This window comes from Alphaproteobacteria bacterium (assembly GCA_033762625.1).
GTDB lineage: Bacteria > Pseudomonadota > Alphaproteobacteria > UBA9219 > RGZA01 > RGZA01.
On the sequence record JANRLI010000020.1, the window covers coordinates 1 to 18,744 of the forward strand.

16 protein-coding genes are annotated in these 18,744 nt (G+C 48.7%); 10 read left to right on the forward strand and 6 right to left on the reverse strand.

The genetic code is table 11. The annotated features are described in order from the left end of the window. Window positions 1-244 precede the first annotated feature (244 nt). The 6 genes from SFW65_09090 to SFW65_09115 are packed head-to-tail and all read left to right on the forward strand — an operon-like array spanning window position 245 to window position 5,265. Window positions 245-1,297, forward strand: coding sequence for a hypothetical protein (locus SFW65_09090; protein MDX1923268.1), 1,053 nt, complete (start codon window positions 245-247; stop codon window positions 1,295-1,297). An 18-nt stretch (window positions 1,298-1,315) separates the two neighbouring features. Continuing rightward, complete coding sequence (gene tatA, locus SFW65_09095) at window positions 1,316-1,489, forward strand: twin-arginine translocase TatA/TatE family subunit (GenBank protein ID MDX1923269.1); 174 nt, start codon at window positions 1,316-1,318, stop codon at window positions 1,487-1,489. 18 nt (window positions 1,490-1,507) lie between these two features. Next, window positions 1,508-1,849, forward strand: a complete 342-nt coding sequence (locus SFW65_09100) for a hypothetical protein (GenBank protein ID MDX1923270.1) — start codon at window positions 1,508-1,510, stop codon at window positions 1,847-1,849. Beyond that, window positions 1,846-2,658 (forward strand): twin-arginine translocase subunit TatC, encoded by an 813-nt coding sequence (tatC, locus tag SFW65_09105; GenBank protein ID MDX1923271.1) that lies wholly within the window; start codon window positions 1,846-1,848, stop codon window positions 2,656-2,658. Before SFW65_09100 ends, tatC begins: the two co-directional genes overlap by 4 nt. Before the next feature lie 2 nt (window positions 2,659-2,660). Then, the gene (serS, locus tag SFW65_09110; GenBank protein MDX1923272.1) at window positions 2,661-3,998 is read left to right on the forward strand and encodes a serine--tRNA ligase; all 1,338 of its coding nucleotides are present in this window, start codon (window positions 2,661-2,663) and stop codon (window positions 3,996-3,998) included. Between the two features lie 28 nt (window positions 3,999-4,026). Further along, window positions 4,027-5,265, forward strand: coding sequence for a peptidoglycan DD-metalloendopeptidase family protein (locus SFW65_09115; protein ID MDX1923273.1), 1,239 nt, complete (start codon window positions 4,027-4,029; stop codon window positions 5,263-5,265). Here the strand turns inward: SFW65_09115 and SFW65_09120 are convergent, their stop codons facing one another. The 3 genes from SFW65_09120 to SFW65_09130 are packed head-to-tail and all read right to left on the reverse strand — an operon-like array spanning window position 5,266 to window position 9,087. Then, a complete protein-coding gene (locus tag SFW65_09120) occupies window positions 5,266-6,138 on the reverse strand; it encodes an ATP-binding protein (protein MDX1923274.1) in 873 nt (290 codons plus the stop codon). Then, the gene (locus SFW65_09125; GenBank protein MDX1923275.1) at window positions 6,131-7,996 is read right to left on the reverse strand and encodes a nucleoside-diphosphate sugar epimerase/dehydratase; all 1,866 of its coding nucleotides are present in this window, start codon (window positions 7,994-7,996) and stop codon (window positions 6,131-6,133) included. The genes SFW65_09120 and SFW65_09125 overlap by 8 nt, the downstream gene beginning before the upstream one ends. Before the next feature lie 53 nt (window positions 7,997-8,049). Next, window positions 8,050-9,087 carry a glycosyltransferase family 4 protein gene (locus tag SFW65_09130; protein ID MDX1923276.1) on the reverse strand — a complete coding sequence of 346 codons (1,038 nt, stop codon included), beginning with the start codon at window positions 9,085-9,087 and terminating at the stop codon, window positions 8,050-8,052. Window positions 9,088-9,132: 45 nt separating this feature from the next. On the opposite strand from SFW65_09130, the gene SFW65_09135 reads away from it, so the two are divergent. Then, a complete protein-coding gene (locus SFW65_09135; GenBank protein ID MDX1923277.1) occupies window positions 9,133-10,005 on the forward strand; it encodes a glycosyltransferase family 2 protein in 873 nt (290 codons plus the stop codon). Here SFW65_09135 and SFW65_09140 read toward each other — a convergent pair. Then, window positions 10,002-10,871 carry an NAD-dependent dehydratase gene (locus tag SFW65_09140; protein MDX1923278.1) on the reverse strand — a complete coding sequence of 290 codons (870 nt, stop codon included), beginning with the start codon at window positions 10,869-10,871 and terminating at the stop codon, window positions 10,002-10,004. The two genes, SFW65_09135 and SFW65_09140, sit on opposite strands and share 4 nt — an antisense overlap. Window positions 10,872-10,911: 40 nt before the next feature. Between SFW65_09140 and ilvD the strand changes: the two genes are divergently transcribed. Next, window positions 10,912-12,627 carry a dihydroxy-acid dehydratase gene (gene ilvD / locus SFW65_09145; protein MDX1923279.1) on the forward strand — a complete coding sequence of 572 codons (1,716 nt, stop codon included), beginning with the start codon at window positions 10,912-10,914 and terminating at the stop codon, window positions 12,625-12,627. Here the strand turns inward: ilvD and SFW65_09150 are convergent, their stop codons facing one another. Then, the gene (locus tag SFW65_09150; GenBank protein MDX1923280.1) at window positions 12,628-14,787 is read right to left on the reverse strand and encodes a hypothetical protein; all 2,160 of its coding nucleotides are present in this window, start codon (window positions 14,785-14,787) and stop codon (window positions 12,628-12,630) included. It lies immediately after the preceding gene. A gap of 171 nt (window positions 14,788-14,958) precedes the next feature. On the opposite strand from SFW65_09150, the gene SFW65_09155 reads away from it, so the two are divergent. Both SFW65_09155 and SFW65_09160 read left to right on the forward strand, forming a co-directional pair. Next, entirely contained in the window at window positions 14,959-15,867 is a 909-nt protein-coding gene (locus tag SFW65_09155) for an acyl-ACP desaturase (protein ID MDX1923281.1), read from the forward strand. A 137-nt stretch (window positions 15,868-16,004) separates the two neighbouring features. Continuing rightward, on the forward strand, window positions 16,005-17,528 hold the full coding sequence (locus SFW65_09160; protein MDX1923282.1) for a glycine--tRNA ligase: 1,524 nt from the start codon (window positions 16,005-16,007) through the stop codon (window positions 17,526-17,528). On the opposite strand, the gene SFW65_09165 is transcribed toward SFW65_09160, so the two are convergent. Continuing rightward, window positions 17,525-18,583, reverse strand: coding sequence for a hypothetical protein (locus tag SFW65_09165; protein MDX1923283.1), 1,059 nt, complete (start codon window positions 18,581-18,583; stop codon window positions 17,525-17,527). The genes SFW65_09160 and SFW65_09165 overlap by 4 nt on opposite strands. Window positions 18,584-18,744: the final 161 nt, after the last annotated feature.

The window sequence follows — 18,744 nt, forward strand, 5'->3', positions numbered from 1 at the left end:
ATATAGCCCAATAAAACTAATCGTCCTTATCATAAACTATGGGCTTCAATTATTAACAAGATGTAAATAGGTTAGTGAATCAAGGGCTTCGGCGCAAATCAACGTGTAAAAAATACATAATTTTCTTGCCTGTGCATCATGCGAATGCCATAGCTAATTACCACCTTGATTTGCCACGCCTTGATTCTAAAGCCTTTTCAGTTTGTTTTCCTAAATCCCAGTTAAAAATTTGATGAGGAACCTCATGTCTAACCGTTTAAAACTTCGCCCGATACTCGTGATATTCAGTATCGTTTTTTTGGCAAGTCTGACTGCATGTGGTTCTGGATACCGCAATATCACGCTTGATACATCGCCGCGTGAAGTGGCAGCTGTGCGCAGCATCGCACTTGCATCAGTTACCGCGCGCCCCAGTGAAACACATGAAATGTTGCCATTGGCACGCGGTCATGTTGTTCGCGCACTGACCAAGTTCGAGAATGAAATTTTCGAATACCTGCTGCTTAAAGGCTTTAATGTTGTAAACCCTGCGGTCAGCCGCGTGGCGTATACTCGCGAAACCGATTATGAAGATTTGTACATCGCCAATAGCCCTGAAATTCTAACCAATCTGCAAAGCGGCGCGGAATTCAAATTCCTTGCGAATAACATGAAGAAGCTGACGATGGTGCATACGCAGAAGCCAGCCGGCACCTTTACATCAAACGAGCATACGCCATCCCAATATAATTTGATGCCTTCGCTTAACCGTACACCAACCATTAATCAGGATCAGCAGGATATCGTAAGCAGTGCAAACACTCGCGTATTCCCGCAGCTTGAATTCGGTACGAATTTGTCAACGCCATCTATGACTGTTTTGGGCGGCGGCGATGATAATCGCTGGGCAACACAACCAATGCGCCGCGCAATCGGCGAAATCACCCACCGTATCGGCGCAGATGCCTATTTGTTGGTTGATGCGCATATGCGTTTATCACCGCGTGAAGAAGGTCCGATTTTGGCAGGTATGATTGGCGGCGGTACCCGTACCGTGGTGGTCGAAGGCACGACCATGTTGGTACGCAATGACGGCGCTATTCTTGCCGTTGAAACTTTCCGCGCAGACAGCGATGACCATATTAGTGGTGCAGAAGGTTCAGGTTCACGCCCACGCACATTCTCCGGCCTTGCACGGTTTGAGGGTAATTGGGGCAATCTGAATGATATGACGATGCAGGCCGTACGTAATGCTGCCTATCAAATTGCTGACAGACTGGTCAGCTATAAAGGCAAATACGCTGATGGCGATGATTAATTAGGAAAAGGCAATTTTATGGGTCTTAGCTTCTGGCATTTGCTGATTGTTCTTGCGGTTATCCTGATCGTTTTTGGGGCAGGTAAGTTGCCCAATGTAATGGGTGATCTGGGCAAGGGTATCCGCAGCTTTAAAGAAGGCCTTGAAGGCAAGGACGGGGAAAACAAAAAACTTCCCGACGATAAAAAATAAAATAATCCGGATACTGTTATGCTTGGACTTGCCTGGCCAGAATTATTGTTGATTGGCGCAGTCGCGGTAATTGCGATAGGGCCAAAAGATATTCCCCCCTTGATGCGTCAGGTGGGGGCGTGGTCACGCAAAGCGCGGCTGATGATGTATGATTTTCAAAAGCATTGGGATGATTTGCCCAATCAGGTCGATTTGGCATCCATGCAGCAGGAAGCCGACGATATTCAAAAAAAGGCTTTTGAAAAATACGGCGTCGATATTACCAAGGCCGAAGTGCAAAAGATTGAACCGGATGCTGATCAGCAGGAAGACGAAGCGCATATTGCGGCGGCCAACGATAAAGCGAAGCCTGCACCATGACCGATTTGCCGCCAGAGCCAAGCAACGAAAAGAAAGATGAAATGCCGTTGCTGGCGCATCTGGTTGAATTGCGCAACCGTTTGGTGTGGTGCACGGCAGCGTTATTTATTGGCATTGTCGCCTGTTATTTCGTTTCGCAAGACATCTACAGTTTTCTGGTTGCGCCGCTGGCTGATGCCATGAAAGCGCAGGGCGCTGAAATGCCGCGCCGTCTGATTTATACGAACCTGACGGAAGCCTTTTTTACCTATATGGGCGTTGCCGTATGGGCGGGTTTTTTTATTACCGCGCCATTCATCCTAATTCAAATCTGGCGATTTATGGCGCCGGGACTATATGCGAATGAAAAAAACATTATACGTCCTTATTTATTTCTGACGCCGTTTTTGTTTTATGCTGGCGCTGCGGCAGCCTATTATTTTGTATTTCCAGCCGCATGGCATTTTTTCCTCAGCTTTGAAAACAGCAGCGGCGCGGCGGGGCTACCCATTCAACTGGAAGCGCGGGTGGGGGACTATCTCAGCCTTGCGATGTCAATGATTTTAGCTTTTGGTTTTGCCTTCGAATTGCCGCTTGCGCTTATCCTGCTGGTGCATCTGGGCATATTGGGGGCTGAGCAATTGAAGAAATTCCGCCGTTTTGCCATTGTGATTAACTTTATCATTGCTGCGGTTTTAACGCCGCCAGACGTGATTAGTCAGCTCTCCCTAGCCATACCGCTTTGCCTGCTTTATGAAGTAGCCATAGTGATTGCAGGCATGATTGATAAAAAGAAGGCGGCGCAAAGCCGTGAAATAGCTAAGGTTTAAAAATGCACGATATAAAACTCATTCGCGATAATCCAAAAATTCTGGATAACGGTTTGGAACGCCGCAATTTGCCGCACCAAGCTGCCGAAGTCATCAAACTGGACGCAGAGCGCCGCGTCATTCAAACGCAATTGCAGGAAATGCTGGCAAGGCGTAACGAACTGTCCAAGCAAATTGGCTATATGAAGCGCAGCGGCGAAGATGCTACAGCTCTTACCGACGAAGTTGCAAAGCTTAAAACGCTTGTTCCTGAACTCGAAGATCAAGAGCTGGTGGCAGCAGAAAAAATTGATAAGTTGCTTTCCACATTGCCAAATGTGCCCGCAGATGATGTGCCATATGGCAAAGATGAAAAAGCTAATCTGGAACTGCGCAAAGTGGGCGAGCCCCGCCGCGTTAATTTTGCCAAGGAACATTATGACATTGGCGAAAAACTTAAATTAATGGATTTTGATAATGCCGCGAAAATGTCCGGCGCGCGTTTCACGATTTTAAAGGGGCAATTGGCGCAATTGGAACGGGCGCTGGGCAATTTCATGCTGGACGTGCATACACGCGATTTTGGCTATACCGAAATTTCTCCGCCGTTGATGGTACGTCCAGAAATGATGTTTGGTACAGGGCAATTCCCTAAATTTTCAGATGATCAGTTTTCAACCTATGCAGGCTACGCTTCAATTCCCACGACTGTAGCAAAAAATTGGGCAAATGATGGTGATATCAGGGTTGCGCCGCCTCTCTGGCTTATTCCAACCGCAGAAGTGCCCCTCACCAACATTGTCTATGACAGCATTGTGGAAGCTGAAGCGTTGCCATATCGTTTTGTAGCACGCACACCGTGTTTTCGCGCAGAAGCGGGCGCAGCAGGGCGCGATACGCGTGGCATGATCCGCCAGCATCAATTCTATAAAGTTGAGTTGGTGAGCATCACGACGCCAGAACAATCGAATGCCGAGCATGAGCGGATGACCGATGCAGCGGAAACGATTTTGAAGAAGCTGGAAATCCCATTCCGTACCGTGTTGCTATGCACCGGCGATATGGGTTTTTCTGCCAAGAAAACCTATGACATTGAAGCATGGTTGCCCGGGCAAAATGCATACCGTGAAATTTCATCCTGTTCCAACTGCGGTGATTTTCAAGCGCGCCGTATGAAGGCACGATTCCGCGCCAAGGGTGATAAAAATACGCAGTTTTTACATACGCTAAATGGCTCGGGCGTTGCTGTGGGCCGGGCGCTGATTGCGGTTCTTGAAAATTACCAGCAAGATGATGGAAGTGTTTTGATTCCATCTGCCTTGAAACCTTATATGGGCGGCGTGGAAAAGATTACTGTGTAAAATCTCCACCGCTTAACCGCAAGGCCAAATGCTTCGCCTCACTTTTATACATGTCTTGATGATTGCCTTGCTCGGCTTGTCGGCATGCGCGAGTGGCCCGCGCAATACAACCCCGTCATCATCGGTTTCAATCAAACCCGGAAGAACAGTCAGCGTACAGCAAGGCGAAACGCTGTATAGCTTTGCGCGGCGTAACAAGGTTTCGATGCGTGAGCTGATTGATTTAAATCGTCTGCAAGCGCCGTATCAGTTGACGTCAGGTACCACACTGCGGCTGCCAGCTTCTGATAGTGATCTGCCATCGGTTGAATTGGGGCCCATTGCTGCCGAGAATGAGAAGGAATACAAGAAAAAGCATTCCGGTAAACCAAGAACCACTTATACCCAAGTCGCGCCAGACCCGATTACACCACAGCGTGCAGATGAATTGGCAGATGATACGCCCTATGCGCCGCGTTTAAATGGCCAACAATCAGCCTTGCAGGATGCAGCCAACCAGCAATTTGATGCGCCGCCCTCACAGCAATATGCCGCGCGAACACCAACCAGCGCATTGAATTTGCAGCCCATGGTATTTGACAGAAAAAATAATCACTTGGCAAATATGCCGAGACCAAGCACACCTGTGAATGTCGCTGTACCTGAAAAAACATTACCCCAGAAAACAGCAGATGAAAAACCGGTAACGCCGAAGGTGTCAGCGAGCAAATATGTACCACGTGATAAGCATGGCAAAGTAAAACAAGACCCGAATGAGGAGGGCAGCGAGCCATTGCCGCAACCCAAAGCTGCCGTTGTACCGCCACAATTGAAAGCACCAGAAGCAAAGAAGGTGGAAGTACCCCAAGATGATAGCGGCATGCATAGCCGCATTGAAAAGGGCGTGGAGCCCAAGAATTTCATCTGGCCAGTGAATGGCACGATTATTTCAACCTTTGGCCCTAAATCAAATGGTCTAAATAATGATGGTATAAACATTGCTGTGCCACGCGGAACCCCCGTGGTGGCAGCCGATGGCGGCACCGTTGCCTATGCAGGCAGCGATATCCCGGGTTATGGCAACGTGGTTTTGGTGCGCCACCCTACAGGGCTTATGACCACTTATGCGCATTTAGACCGCATGTTTGTGCAGCAGGATATTGTGGTGGCCAAGGGCGATTTATTGGGCAGTGTAGGAACAACCGGCGGGGTTGATACGCCGCAACTGCATTTCGAAATCCGCCGCAATAAAGAAGCGCTGGATCCGTCAAAATATCTCTACAAATAGTTATAGCGGAATCTTAATTCCGGCTTTACCCGCAGCATCCTGAATAAATTGCCAAGCCACGCGGCCGGAACGCGCGCCGCGTGTGACTGACCATTCAATGGCTGCGGCGTGTAACGCCTCGCGCGATTGCGGCAGTTTAAGCCAATCGGCATAGCCATCAATAATCGCAAAAAAGGTCTGCTGGTCGCAGGGATGAAAGCCCAGCCACAGGCCAAAACGGTCAGACAGCGATACTTTTTCTTCAACGGCTTCGTATGGATTAATAGCAGTTGAACGCTCATTCTCAATCATATCGCGCGGCATTAAATGGCGGCGGTTTGATGTTGCGTAGATAATGACGTTATCGGGGCGGCCTTCAAGTCCGCCCTCCAGCACAGCTTTTAATGATTTATAGCTGCTTTCATTTTCAGAGAATGACAAATCATCACAGAATAAAACAAAACGGCGTTTATCGCCGCGCAGCAACCGCAGCAACACGGGCAGGGTTGGAATATCCTCCCGGTGAATTTCAATCAGTGCGATAGAGTTAGGAATGTGTTTTAAAACATCTGCATGAATAGCTTTGATGAGAGAGCTTTTGCCCATACCGCGCGCACCCCACAACAACGCATTATTAGCGGACAAGCCCTTGGCGAACTGCATCGTATTGTTCAAGAGGATTTCTTTTTGTAAATCGACACCCTGTATCAGCTTTAAGTCCACGCGCGAAACGCTTGATAATGCTTCTAATTGTTGCGTTTCACTTTGCCAGATACACGCATCACCTTTGGGAATATGCTTGGCTTGCGGCGCGGGCGGCTTCATGCGCTCCAGCGCTTCCGCAATACGGGCAAGAAGGGGCATTATTTCCTTATTGGGTGCTTCTTTATCCATGCGCAGTTTTCTTTTGCGGCTCAGACTGCGCGCCTGTAAATTCCGGCACTAAATTGACAATCGCGCTGCGCAACACATGCTCATCCGTAGTGGCATCTTGGGCTTTGGTAGCGAGCGATGTGATGAAGCTATTCACATCATTAAATGGTTTTGGCGCAGCCGCGGCCAGATGAACACCATCCGCGCCAGACGGCGTCAGCTTTTCGCTGTCAGAAAATAATTCTTCGTACAACTTTTCACCTGGGCGCAAACCGGTATATACAATTTTGATGTCTTCATCGGGTTTTAGTCCGGCAAGGCGTATCATCTGCTTTGCCAAATCGGCGATTTTCATGGGGTTGCCCATATCGAGCACCATGATTTTGCCGCGCTCCGTAATGCCGGTAGCCGCGTGTGCAGATGCCTGTAATACAAGTTCGACCGCTTCGCGCACGGTCATGAAATAGCGCGTAATATCAGGGTGCGTAACGGTAAGGGGCCCGCCCTTTGCCAATTGCGCCTGAAAGCGCGGAACAACCGAACCTGTAGAGCCCAGCACATTTCCAAATCGCACAGTCAGGAAACGTGTCTTGCCGGAATTGTCGTGGTCAAAGGCCTGACAATAATGTTCGGCGATACGTTTGCTTGCACCCATCACATTGGCTGGGCGTACGGCTTTATCGGTTGAAATCAGCACCATCACATCGCTGTTATATTGTGCGGCCGCATCGGCAACATTCTTGGTGCCTAATACGTTGGTCAGTAATGTTTCACGCACATTGGCTTCTGCCATGGGCACATGCTTTAGTGCAGCAGCATGAAATACGATATTCGGTTTAAAGGTTGAGAAAATCTGGTTGATGCGTTGCGCATCGCGCACATCCGCAATCTGCGCATGAATGTTGAGCATTGGGAATGCCTCGCGCAGTTCCAGTTCAATTGCGTATAAATTAAATTCGCTGTTATCGACCAATATCAATTCACTGGGCTTTAATGCGGCGATTTGGCGGCTTAATTCGCTGCCTATGGTGCCGCCAGAACCTGTGACCAATGCGCGTTTATGTTGCACAAAGGTAGTCATCGCGTTCCTGTCCAGTACGGTTTCTGCGCGGCCCAGTAAATCTTCCAGCGCAATCGGGCGGACATTCGAAAGCGAGCCGGCGTTTTCATGAAGCTCGGTAATAGATGGAAGGCGCGACAGCGTGAGGCCGAGGGCCTGCGCTTCGGAAAGGAATTGTTCAAAACCTGGGCTGCGCCCAGCAACCTTGCTGATAATCAAACGGGCAGGGGCAAGGTTCTTGGCCTTCAAATCATTCACAACGCGCTTGAGGTCAGCCATATTGCCAAGAATGGAAACCGAGTGGATTTCACGGCCGGTGCGCGTGCCCTTTTCATCGAGCACACCCACGACATGATAAGGGGAAGCGCGGTCAGCAATTGCGCTTTGAATAAACAGCACTGCTTCATCGCTTGCGCCAACCACCAGCACATTGGTGCGGTCTTGATGATTAGCATTCCAGAAACGGTCTAGGCGTCCTTCGCGCAGCAAACGCACAAACAGGCGCGAGCCGCTCATAAACGCAACGAGTACGAACCAAACAATACCCGCAACCGAACGTGGCATACCATCCAGACGGGTGAGCAGGAATGAAACAGGAAGAAAGATCGCAACGGCAAATGTCACGGCGCGCAGGATATTTCCCAAATCCCGAACAGATGTGTAACGCCATACGCCCCGGTAAACGCCGGTAATCGCAAATGCAAATATGCTGCTGGAAACGAAGAGCAGCATTTGAAGCAACCACGGTTCCGCAGGAATTTCGAACAGCCCGCCGCCAAGACGCAGGTACATGGCCACTGCAAATGTAAATGCAGCCATGAATACATCATGCACAAATGAAAATATGACGCGGTTGAAACGGGGCAATACCATTACTCGCTTAAATTGCCAGAGTTTAAAATACTAAGACGTTTTAGATACCACAACAGCCCCAAGACAAGCAAAGGGGCCAATAAAAGCACCCAACTATTAATGGTGAGCGCGGTGATGGACAGCGCCAAAAGCCCAGCATTTGTTGCGATAATTGCCCTTACCACTGGAACGGGGCTGCCAGCGCCCAATGCAGCTTGTTGGTAATAATGCTCGCGGTGTGCTTGCCAAAATTTCTGTTTTTTGAGAATGCGGCGGATAAGAGTGAGGCTTGCATCAAACGCATAATAAAGAGGTAAAGCGAGGGCAATTCCCAAATAGCCTTGGCTTGCCAGCAGCATCATTAAATAGCCAAGTAGAAAGCCAAGCGGAATGCTGCCCACATCACCCATAAATAATTTGGCGGGATGCCAATTCCAAATCAGAAAGCCAATTGCTGCACCGGTTAATGCACTGGCGATAATGAACCCGATTTCTGGAATGCTTCCGGCTAACAAACCAGCAACAATAAAACCGATACTTACATGCATGGTTTGGGCACCCGTAATGCCATCAATCCCATCCATGAAGTTCGTAAGATTAACAAACCATAGCCAAGCAAAACCAGCAACCACGCGGTCCAACCACAAAGGCAGTGCGCCCTGAAACACCAGATCGGTAACCGGAAGGGACGCAAGCCCCAATCCAACGGCAAGCAAGTGCACCATGAAGCGTTCACGTGCGGGCAATGATTTTTTATCATCCAGCCATGAAACGATAATCAGCCCTGCGACGGCTAATAACAGAAAAAGATGTTCGGCAAATTGGCCAGAATATATTTCATAAATAATCCAAACCGGTAATACAGTTAGCCACAGCGCAATTCCGCCACCGCGTGGTACGGGCGCGGTGTGCATGCTTCGTTCATTTGGGTTATCAAGAATAGATGCTGCCAGTAAACGGTTACGCACCATGCCGCATATAAACCATGAAATGACGGCCGTTAAAATAATGATCAGCGGTATGATAAACATGGCGCTGATATTACACAGGGCATCCATGAAACTCAATTGACAGCCTATGCATAGCGGGTTAGGCCTTTGCGCATGAGTAATTCAACAAAAACAAGCGTTATAACGGTTTCGTACCACACCGGCGCAGTGCTGTTCGACATGATTGCATCTGTTCTGGCGCAAGACGGGCTTGCCGAACTGGTTATCGTCAATAATGGGAATCCCGCAGATGTGGTCCAAAAGCTGGAAAGTATGGCGGCGCAAAATCCGCGCCTGAAATTTGTAAGCGGTCAGGGCAATGTCGGCTTTGCCAAAGGCAATAACCTTGGCGCAAAAGTTGCAACGGGTGATTACATATTCCTTCTCAATCCTGACTCGGTTTTGCAGGCAGGCGATTTGGATACATTGATGGCACAATCGCAAAACCTGCCACGCCCACATTTGATTGGCCCGCGTATTTTGGATGCCGATGGTAAGGAACAAAGCGGAAGCCGCCGCGATGTACTCACCCCTTGGCGAGCAACCGTAGAAGCGCTCATGCTTTATAAATTATTTCCTAAAAGCCAAGTCTTTCGCCGCTGGAAATGGCATGAAGCAACCCTGCCCAAGGATATTGAAGAAGTGCCTGCGATTAGCGGTGCGGCGATGTTTTTGCCAAAGGATGATTTCTGGCTGGTTGGCGGTCTGGATGAAGGCTATTTCCTGCATGTGGAGGATGTCGATTTTTGCTTCAATTTGAAAAAAGCAGGCGCAAAAATATTCTTCATGCCGCAATTATCGGTAAAACATATTGGCGCAACCAGTGATGTGCCATCCTTAGTGGTTGAAAAGCACAAGGCCATTAGTATGGTCCGCTATTTTCATAAGAATTTTTCAGGTTCAACATTCCCGCCGATGCTTTGGCTTTTGAACATCGCAATTTGGGCGCGGTATTATTTAATGGTACTTCGCAGGAAACTTGCTTAGTCCATATCCTTTGGAAATTCAGGCTTAAAATCGCGCGCATTCAGTTTCAGAATAGATAACGCATCCGTGCCGTCATAGGCCAAATCCTGGTTCATACGCTCAAACAGACTGGGGCTAAGGTTCGTTAATCCCATCATGCGTACCACCCGCAACAGGTTTTTAAGGAAATAGGTCGGGAATGAAAAAATTCGGATGGGCCGGCCCAGCGCTTCGGCCACGCGGCGTATCATCGTAAAGTACGTGATGGTCTCGCCGCCGGTAACATTGATGGATTTATTAAATGCAGCTTTGTTACCGATGCTATTGACTACGGCTTGCGCAACATCTTGCGCGTGAATGGGTTGGCGAAGGCCCATGGCTTCTCCCGATACCATGAAGAAGCCAAAGCGTTTAATCATGCGTGCGATAAAGGTAATGTTTTGGTCATTCACGCAATCATAAATCAGAGTAGGGCGCAAAATGGTGTAAGGAATACGGAATGTTTCACTGTTGACGCGTACAACTTCTTCGGCAGCACTGATTTTTCTAACCAGTTCTTTTTCTTCCTTATCAAGACTTTTGGATTTGCCAAACAAACTGGTAGAGCTGAGGGTGATTAACTGGGAAGCACCCAAAAATTGTGGCATGACAGGGCCAAGTAACCATATCGGCCACAGGCTGATGATGACTGCGCGGTCATGCAAGTGCCATGAAGCATCCTGCACTTCATTGGTGGGCAACCATGCAAAATTAAGGCCTGTATCAGTCTTTTTGCGGCTTACGACGTAGCCGCGATATCCTTGTTCTGCCAATAACGGCAAAAGGTAATTTCCAACAAGGCTACCGCCGCCTAAGACTAGGACTTGCTGTTTACTGTCGTTTTCCATTAAAAGAACCCTATATTAAGAATCCTAAGGAGACTATCAGGTGAAGTGGGATAAAAGCAAATTGCCAAGCCGTCATGTCAGCGTCGGGCCAGAACGTGCGCCGCATCGCTCATACTACTACGCCATGGGCATGACGGAGGAGGAAATCAACCAACCCTTTGTTGGCGTTGCAACCTGTTGGAATGAAGCTGCTCCATGCAATATCTCCCTGTCACGTCAGGCACAATCTGTCAAAAAGGGCGTGAAGGAAGGTTTTGGTACGCCGCGCGAATTCACCACCATCACCGTGACCGATGGTATTGCGATGGGTCATGAAGGGATGAAGTCATCCTTAGCCAGCCGTGACCTGATTGCAGATTCGGTCGAGTTGACGATGCGCGGACATTGCTATGACGCGATGGTTGGGTTGGCGGGCTGCGATAAATCGTTACCCGGTTTGATGATGGCCATGGTGCGTTTGAACGTGCCATCCGTGTTCATGTATGGCGGTTCGATTTTGCCGGGTAAATTCCGCGGGCAAGACGTAACCGTTCAAAACGTATTTGAAGCCGTAGGCGCCCATGCCGCAGGTAAAATGAGTGATGAAGATCTGCATGAGTTAGAATGCGTTGCATGCCCCTCTGCGGGTTCATGTGGCGGTCAATTTACCGCAAACACTATGGCCTGTGTTTCCGAAGCAATCGGTTTGGCATTACCGGGGTCTGCTGGCGCGCCAGCGCCCTATGAATCCCGTGATGAATATGCGGCAGCATCGGGTAAAGCTGTCATGGAGCTAATTAAGAAAAACATTCGCCCGCGCGATATTGTAACGCGCAAAGCTTTGGAAAATGCTGCGGTCATCGCATCTGCTTCGGGTGGTTCAACTAATGCGGCGCTTCACTTGCCAGCGATTGCGCATGAATGCGGTATTGATTTCGATTTGCATGCCGTTGCCGAAGTATTCAAACGCACGCCGTATATTGCCGATATGAAACCGGGCGGCAAATATGTCGCCAAAGATATGTTTGAAGCGGGCGGCGTTCAAATGCTGATGAAGGCATTGCTGGATGGCGGTTATCTGCACGGCGATTGCATGACAGTAACGGGTAAAACGATTGCTGAAAATCTCAAAGACGTTGTATTTCGTACGGACCAAGACGTTATTCGCACCACCAAGAACCCCATTACGCCAACGGGCGGCGTGGTTGGTCTGCGCGGTAATCTTGCGCCGCAAGGCGCCATTGTGAAGGTGGCGGGTATGAAGAACCAAGTGTTCACCGGACCAGCCCGCGTGTTTGATTGCGAAGAAGATGCTTTTGCTGCGGTTGAAGCCCGCACCTATAAGGAAGGCGAAGTTATCGTTATCCGCTATGTCGGTCCACGTGGCGGCCCCGGCATGCCGGAAATGCTTTCCACTACTGCTGCGCTGTATGGACAAGGCGTTGGCGATAAGGTTGCTTTGATTACCGATGGACGCTTCTCTGGCGCAACACGTGGCTTCTGCGTAGGCCATGTTGGCCCCGAAGCTGCTGTGGGCGGGCCGATTGGCTTGATCAAGGATGGCGATATCATTGAAATGGATGCCATTAAAGGCATTTTGAATGTGAAGTTGTCGGACGAAGAATTGGCAAAGCGCCGCAAGGAATGGAAGCCACGCACCAATAATTTCCAAGCGGGTGCATTGTGGAAATACGCACAGCAAGTTGGCGATGCGGAAAAGGGTGCGGTAACGCATCCGGGCGCAAAAGCCGAAACGCATGTGTATGGGGATATTTGATTATTCTTCGCGGTAAGCGGTTATGGATTTGATCCGGCCCTTGGTACCGGGCTGTAAATCAACGGCAATACCCGCGATTTCAGGCCGATAATACACCGGCAATTCCAGTAGGTATGTATTGCCTGCCGGCATGGCACGGGCAATGCTATAACGCTCCAGTGTGTTTTCATTCTGGATAAGATGAACGCCGATTTGCCCTTGGGTAATCTCCGCTTCAATTACAACTAAAAATTCGGATGGCAGGGTGTTGTCTTGCGCCAGCACAACATAGGCTGCAACGCCGCTGTTTTGCGCGTTGGCATTAATGGTGGCGGCGAGAGTGGTTTCGTTATCAAGTGTGCAGCCCTGCTGGAAAACCGTATTGGCTTTCATATAGGGGAAGGGCATGGGCTTCAGGCGCTTGCGGTCAAAACGGCAATCGCGCAGGCGGTCAGTAATCACGTCGCCTTCAATTGTCCGGTCTGTTTCATAGCGGAAGGCTCGGGCACGATGTCCTGTTGCCACAATGCTATCCCATAACGTGTTTGGAACGCCCGTATGCGAATTGGCCCGCCAATAGCGCAGCATAAGTTTTGTTTGTTCCAGCGTGCTCAAGCGCTCTACCGCATAGGGTTCGCTGGCGCGGGTTAGAACCGTTGTTGCAAAGCTTTGAATGGGTGTTGCGCGGGCCAACACATCCATCATTAGCGCCTTTTCATCCCCTGCTGCCGGAGGTGTTTTTAAAAGCGCATCGTCGATCACGCTGCGCGGCGCGAGGTAGCCCGATGGTGTGATAAGTTCAAGGCAGGTCATGAAATCTTTTTCTTTTAAATCCAGTTGGTGGCTTACGCCGCGCATCTCGTCATTTTTTATCCACGCGGTATCGGGTGCGGGCGTTAAGTGCTCTGTGACTAATGCGCTATGCACAAAATGATCTGGCTTGGAAAGTTCCAGCGCGCGGCGCAAATGCTGCGGAAACCATTCATCGCATTCGCGTAGCACCGCAAAATAATCGCCTTTTACATAGCGCAGCCCATCCCAAAGACTACCGCCATCCACTTGAAAAACAGCGGCTTTGTGCTTGAAAACAAAGGGTTTTGTTTTAATTAGGATGATTTGCGTGCGCTTATGTTCTTGCGCTGCCACCGAATTAATAGCCCGTTCCAGTTGCTGTGGCCGCGTGCCATCGCTTTTGATAATCACGCTGACCAATGGCGCATTACGCAGCTGTGCAGCAATTTTGCTTTGATGCTGCTTATGAAAATCCACCGTCTTTTTCAGCAATACTTCCAGCGCGAATTTTTCTTCAAATATTTTGCGTGAACGCGCGGCTTTTTCCAAAGCCTCCGCCGGATTTTTCATGATATGGGCATGAATGGCCTGAACCTGTTCAAACAGTTGTTTGTTAGAGCGTTCCTGTTCAAAGTAATAAATGCTGTCGCCAAAATGTTTTTCAAGCCACGGCATGCGGCAGCTGATAATCACTGCGCCAACTGATGCGATTTCAAACACACGATTGGAAATCACATCTTCCTGCAAATGGTGATCGCCCAGCAGGTTTAATCCCATGCCGTTTTTGCGGTAAACATCCTGCACGGCTTTACCATCAAATGGCACAGAGCCTTTATATGATGGCAAATTATAATGCCCCCAGCTAGTGGTTGGCCCGTATATTTCGCCCTTATCCCATGCGCCAAATGATTTGAAGAAATCGATGCGGCGGCCATCCCAATTCGTCCCGAAATAGGGGAGCTTGGCATTGCCGCTGGTTAGCGCAGCCTTAATATCATCTTGGCTGGTTGATTGTTTAAGCGCAGTGCTGAAATACGTGCCGACATCTTCTTGCCGGCCAATTCCAACCATCGCCTGCTGTGCAAATTCTGCAAGGCTATCGGACAGTGATGTGTAGCCATCAAACGAGTAAAGATATTGAAGTAATTTCGGGTCGCGGAAATAAACCGTGCTGGGTTCATTCAAACACGCATAGGTTGGAAAGCCTGTCAGCTTTGCCTGAGTTCTGGAATTTACAATCACAAAATCGGGTTTTGCGTTTTCAACCTGCGCATTGTTAAAGCAGGGAACAACCTCAACGCCAATCCGTTCCCCCGCAAGCCGGATAGCCTGCGCGGCCTGCTCCTCGGCACTTGTGGCGGTCCAAACATTAAGAAAGGCTATGCGCATGAAATGTGGCGGGCCTGTTAACAGGGTTAGGATGAATGCGAAAAGACTCAAGCAGATATTCAAAAACAGAACACTTAATCGCTTGTTTTACAAGAGAAATTAATACCCCCAATTGACAATGCTGCACTGCCCAATGTAAGAAAGCGAACCCAATTATACGAGAGGTGCCTTTTGAATCTCGCTGATACACCTATCGCTTCACAAGAAGCGCCAAAAGCTAGAAAGAACTGGTCGCTGGATGATGTTCCATGGGCGCATTTCAATTCGTCGCTCGTTTGTCCCGAAATCCTCAAAGTTGTGAAAGCGGCGGCATTGGTTGAATACAATGCGCATGATTACGCAACTTATCTTTCCAATATTTTTGCGGGAGATGAAGAATTCCTGAAAGATATCCAGCAATGGGCCGTTGAAGAAATCCAGCATGGCGAAGCATTAGGCCGTTGGGCTGAAATGGCTGACCCGACATTTAACTTCAAAGAAAGCTTCAAAGCGTTCGTCAAGGGCTACCGTATTGACCTGACCGCGAAGGAATCCATCCGTGGTTCACGCTCAGGGGAGCTCATTTCCCGTTGCATCGTTGAAACCGGCACCAGTTCCTATTACACCGCATTGGCTGATGCCGTGAATGAACCTGTTCTTAAATACATCTGTCAATCGATTGCCGGCGATGAACTGCGCCATTACAAATTCTTCTATAACCATCTTAAGCGTTATCTGGAAGTTGAAAAACTTTCACCCATGCAACGCTTGAAAATTGGGTTATCACGCATCCAAGAATCCGAAGATGATGAATTATCATTTGCATATTATTCCGCGAACTTTACAGGTATGTCGAAGAACCGCGCGGCGAATGACAATGGCGGCGTTGTATATAACCGCCAACAATTCACCGAAGAATATACCGTGCGTGCCTACAGCAAATATCGTGCCCATCATATGAACCGCGTGGTATCAATGGTGCTGAAAGCCTGTGGTCTTGATACCCAAGGCTTTGTTGCAAAGGCTGCAGCAAAACTTGCGTGGTTCAGCCTGGCGTCACGTATCCGTAAGGCCAAAAAAGCCACCAAGCTCGCGGCTTAATTAAAAAAACTTCACTTTTATTGGGTTGCAGTGCATCATATTGCAATTGCACGCCTACTATTTGGAAAGTTTTCATGTCAGAACCAGCCTTAAAGCCCCAAGAAACCAATAACGCGCCCGTTACTGCAACGCAGCGCATGGCAAACCTTGTCTCACTTGCCAAGCGCCGTGGCTTTGTATTTCCGGCGTCAGAAATTTATGGCGGTTTGAACGGTTTCTGGGATTTTGGGCCTTTAGGTATCGCGCTTAAAAACAATATCCGCGATACGTGGTGGCGCGATATGGTCGAATGCCCGCCGATTGGTCCTGATGGTAAACCGCTTTCGATTGTTGGTTTAGATAGCTCGATTATTCAAAACCCTAAAACATGGGTGGCATCGGGCCACGTTGCGGGCTTTGCCGACTTGATGACGGATTGCCGCGAAACCAAGGGTCGTTACCGCGCTGACCATGTTATTTGCCTTGATGTGCTTTATCAAAAAGGCGGTCAAACCAAAACATTTGGTGGCTGGCTAAGCACGCTCGATGGAGACGAAGCCGAAGCTAACCTTCTAAAAAAAGCAAAGAAGTTGGTTCAAAAAGCAGGTGGCGGCGATATTGTGCCGTTTGATATCTCAAAGGCCATCCCGCTAACGGAGCTTACGGAAAAGCAGCGCGAAAGTGTCATCGGCCCCGATGCGGAAAACCCAGGTACATTAACCGAGCTACGCAAGTTTAACCTGATGTTTGAAACCTACACAGGTGTGTTTCAAAACGAAGATAGCAAAGCGTACCTCCGCCCTGAAACTGCGCAGGGTATTTTTCTGAATTACAAAAACGTGCTGGATTCATCGCGCGTGAAAGTTCCGTTTGGCATTGCGCAAATCGGAAAAGCATTCCGCAACGAAGTAACGCCGCGTAATTTCATTTTCAGAACCCGTGAATTCGAACAAATGGAAATGGAATTCTTCTGCCCGCCTGAAGAATCCCGCACATGGTATGATTTCTGGGTGCAAACCCGCCTGAAATGGTGGGAAGAACGTATTGGGCTTACCAAAGCTAAGCTGCAACGCCGCGAACATGCGAGCGATGAATTATCTCATTATTCTACTGCCTGCGCTGACGTTGAATATAAATATCCGTTCTCTGAACCAAAATTCGGCGAGCTGGAAGGTATCGCGCATCGCGGCAATTTCGATTTAACGCAGCATTCGCAACATTCCAAAACCAACCTCGATTACTTTGATCAGGAAAATAACAAAAAGTACCTGCCGCACGTGATTGAACCTGCCAGCGGATTAACGCGCGGGGTATTGGCTGTACTGTGCGACGCCTATGAATATGATGCGTCGCGCGCATCACCTGAATGGCTGCGCATTAAGCCAAGCCTTGCGCCAGTAAAGGCAGGTATCTTCCCCTTGGTGAACAAGGATGGTATGCCGGAAATGGCTGAAAAGCTGTATATGGATTTGCGCCAAAGTTTTACCTGCCAATACGATGCCAAGCAGTCGATTGGCAAGCGTTACGCCCGTATGGATGAAGCAGGCACGCCATTCTGCTGCACAGTAGATGGTGATAGCTTGAAGGATAATACCGTTACTGTTCGCCACCGTGACACCGCGCAGCAGGAACGTGTTTCGGCGGATAAACTCAAAGCGTATTTGGCCGAGAAACTGGTTTAACGTCCATAAGCAGGCTTGGAAATTTTAGCGAGGCGCTCGCCAACGCTATCGATGAAATCAAGCGTTGCATGACCTGTGCCGATTAAGGTTGGCGCGCTTTCGGCTTCATCAATAACCAAATTTAATAGCCGTATGGATTGGCCGTTAAGCAGCATACCATCCCCATTCAGCGTGCCATTTTCATATTCGGTTTTAAGATATTTGGCGACAGCATAAAACACATCCAACGGCACAAAGTAGGGAAAGCGTGATGCTTGCGCTGGATCACGTAGATAATCCATGAAGCTATCAAATGGCAGAGTATGAAAATGCATAACTTCATCATTTGGCTGTGGAATATCATCCGGCTTCATCAACCATAAATAAACAGATATGTGACGGTTGAATATGGATTTGTCTTTTTGGCGCAAGGTATAAATGGTGCCAAGATAAAGCGGGCTATTTATTTTTCCATCGATGGTGACTTTAAGCTTTGTTTCCTGTCCCGTTTCGCTTTGCATATTTTCATCACGGGTTTTTTCGGCTTCCATTTTGCCGCCAATTGCGTTGTCCCATTCGCCAGCATAGGTTCCTTCACCGCGTTCACCGAATACGATATGCACTTGGCCATTAATAACTTTCAATGCAACGCAGTGGCAATTGAAGCGGGGAAACCCAAGGGCTTGCAAAGTCGCGCTATCACACACGGGTGTGTGATCCTTGATTTCGTTCCATGGCCTGTCATCCCACTCGCGGACAATCCGCGCATATTCAACCGGGTTATCCAGTGTTATGGGTTTAATCCGGTTATGGGTGCGTAAGGTATCGGTGATGTGTTGTAATGCGTCCGTAACTTGTTGGGCTGTGGTATAGCCTTGGCCGATAATCAGCTGTCCGCCACGGCCAAAACTGAAAATACCCTTGGACATCAAATCATCATCACCCAGCAATAACTCAGCATTTTTGAGGTGAATTAGCCCCATCGTTCCGTTATAGGGAACTTCGATTTCAAGGAATTGGTCATCCCTGTGGTGTCTGGTCTTTTCTAATATTTCTAAAAATAACTGGTAATCCATGGCGTTAAATTAGTATTTAGCAATACTTTCAACAATTTAATTTCATTTAGGGGTGAAATTTACAAACGGCACTCCGTAAGCCCATATTTCCGTCTGTGGAAAACTCCGGAAATAGATTGATTCTGGGGGGCATTTTGTGCTCCTTATGCCTCCTTAATTCC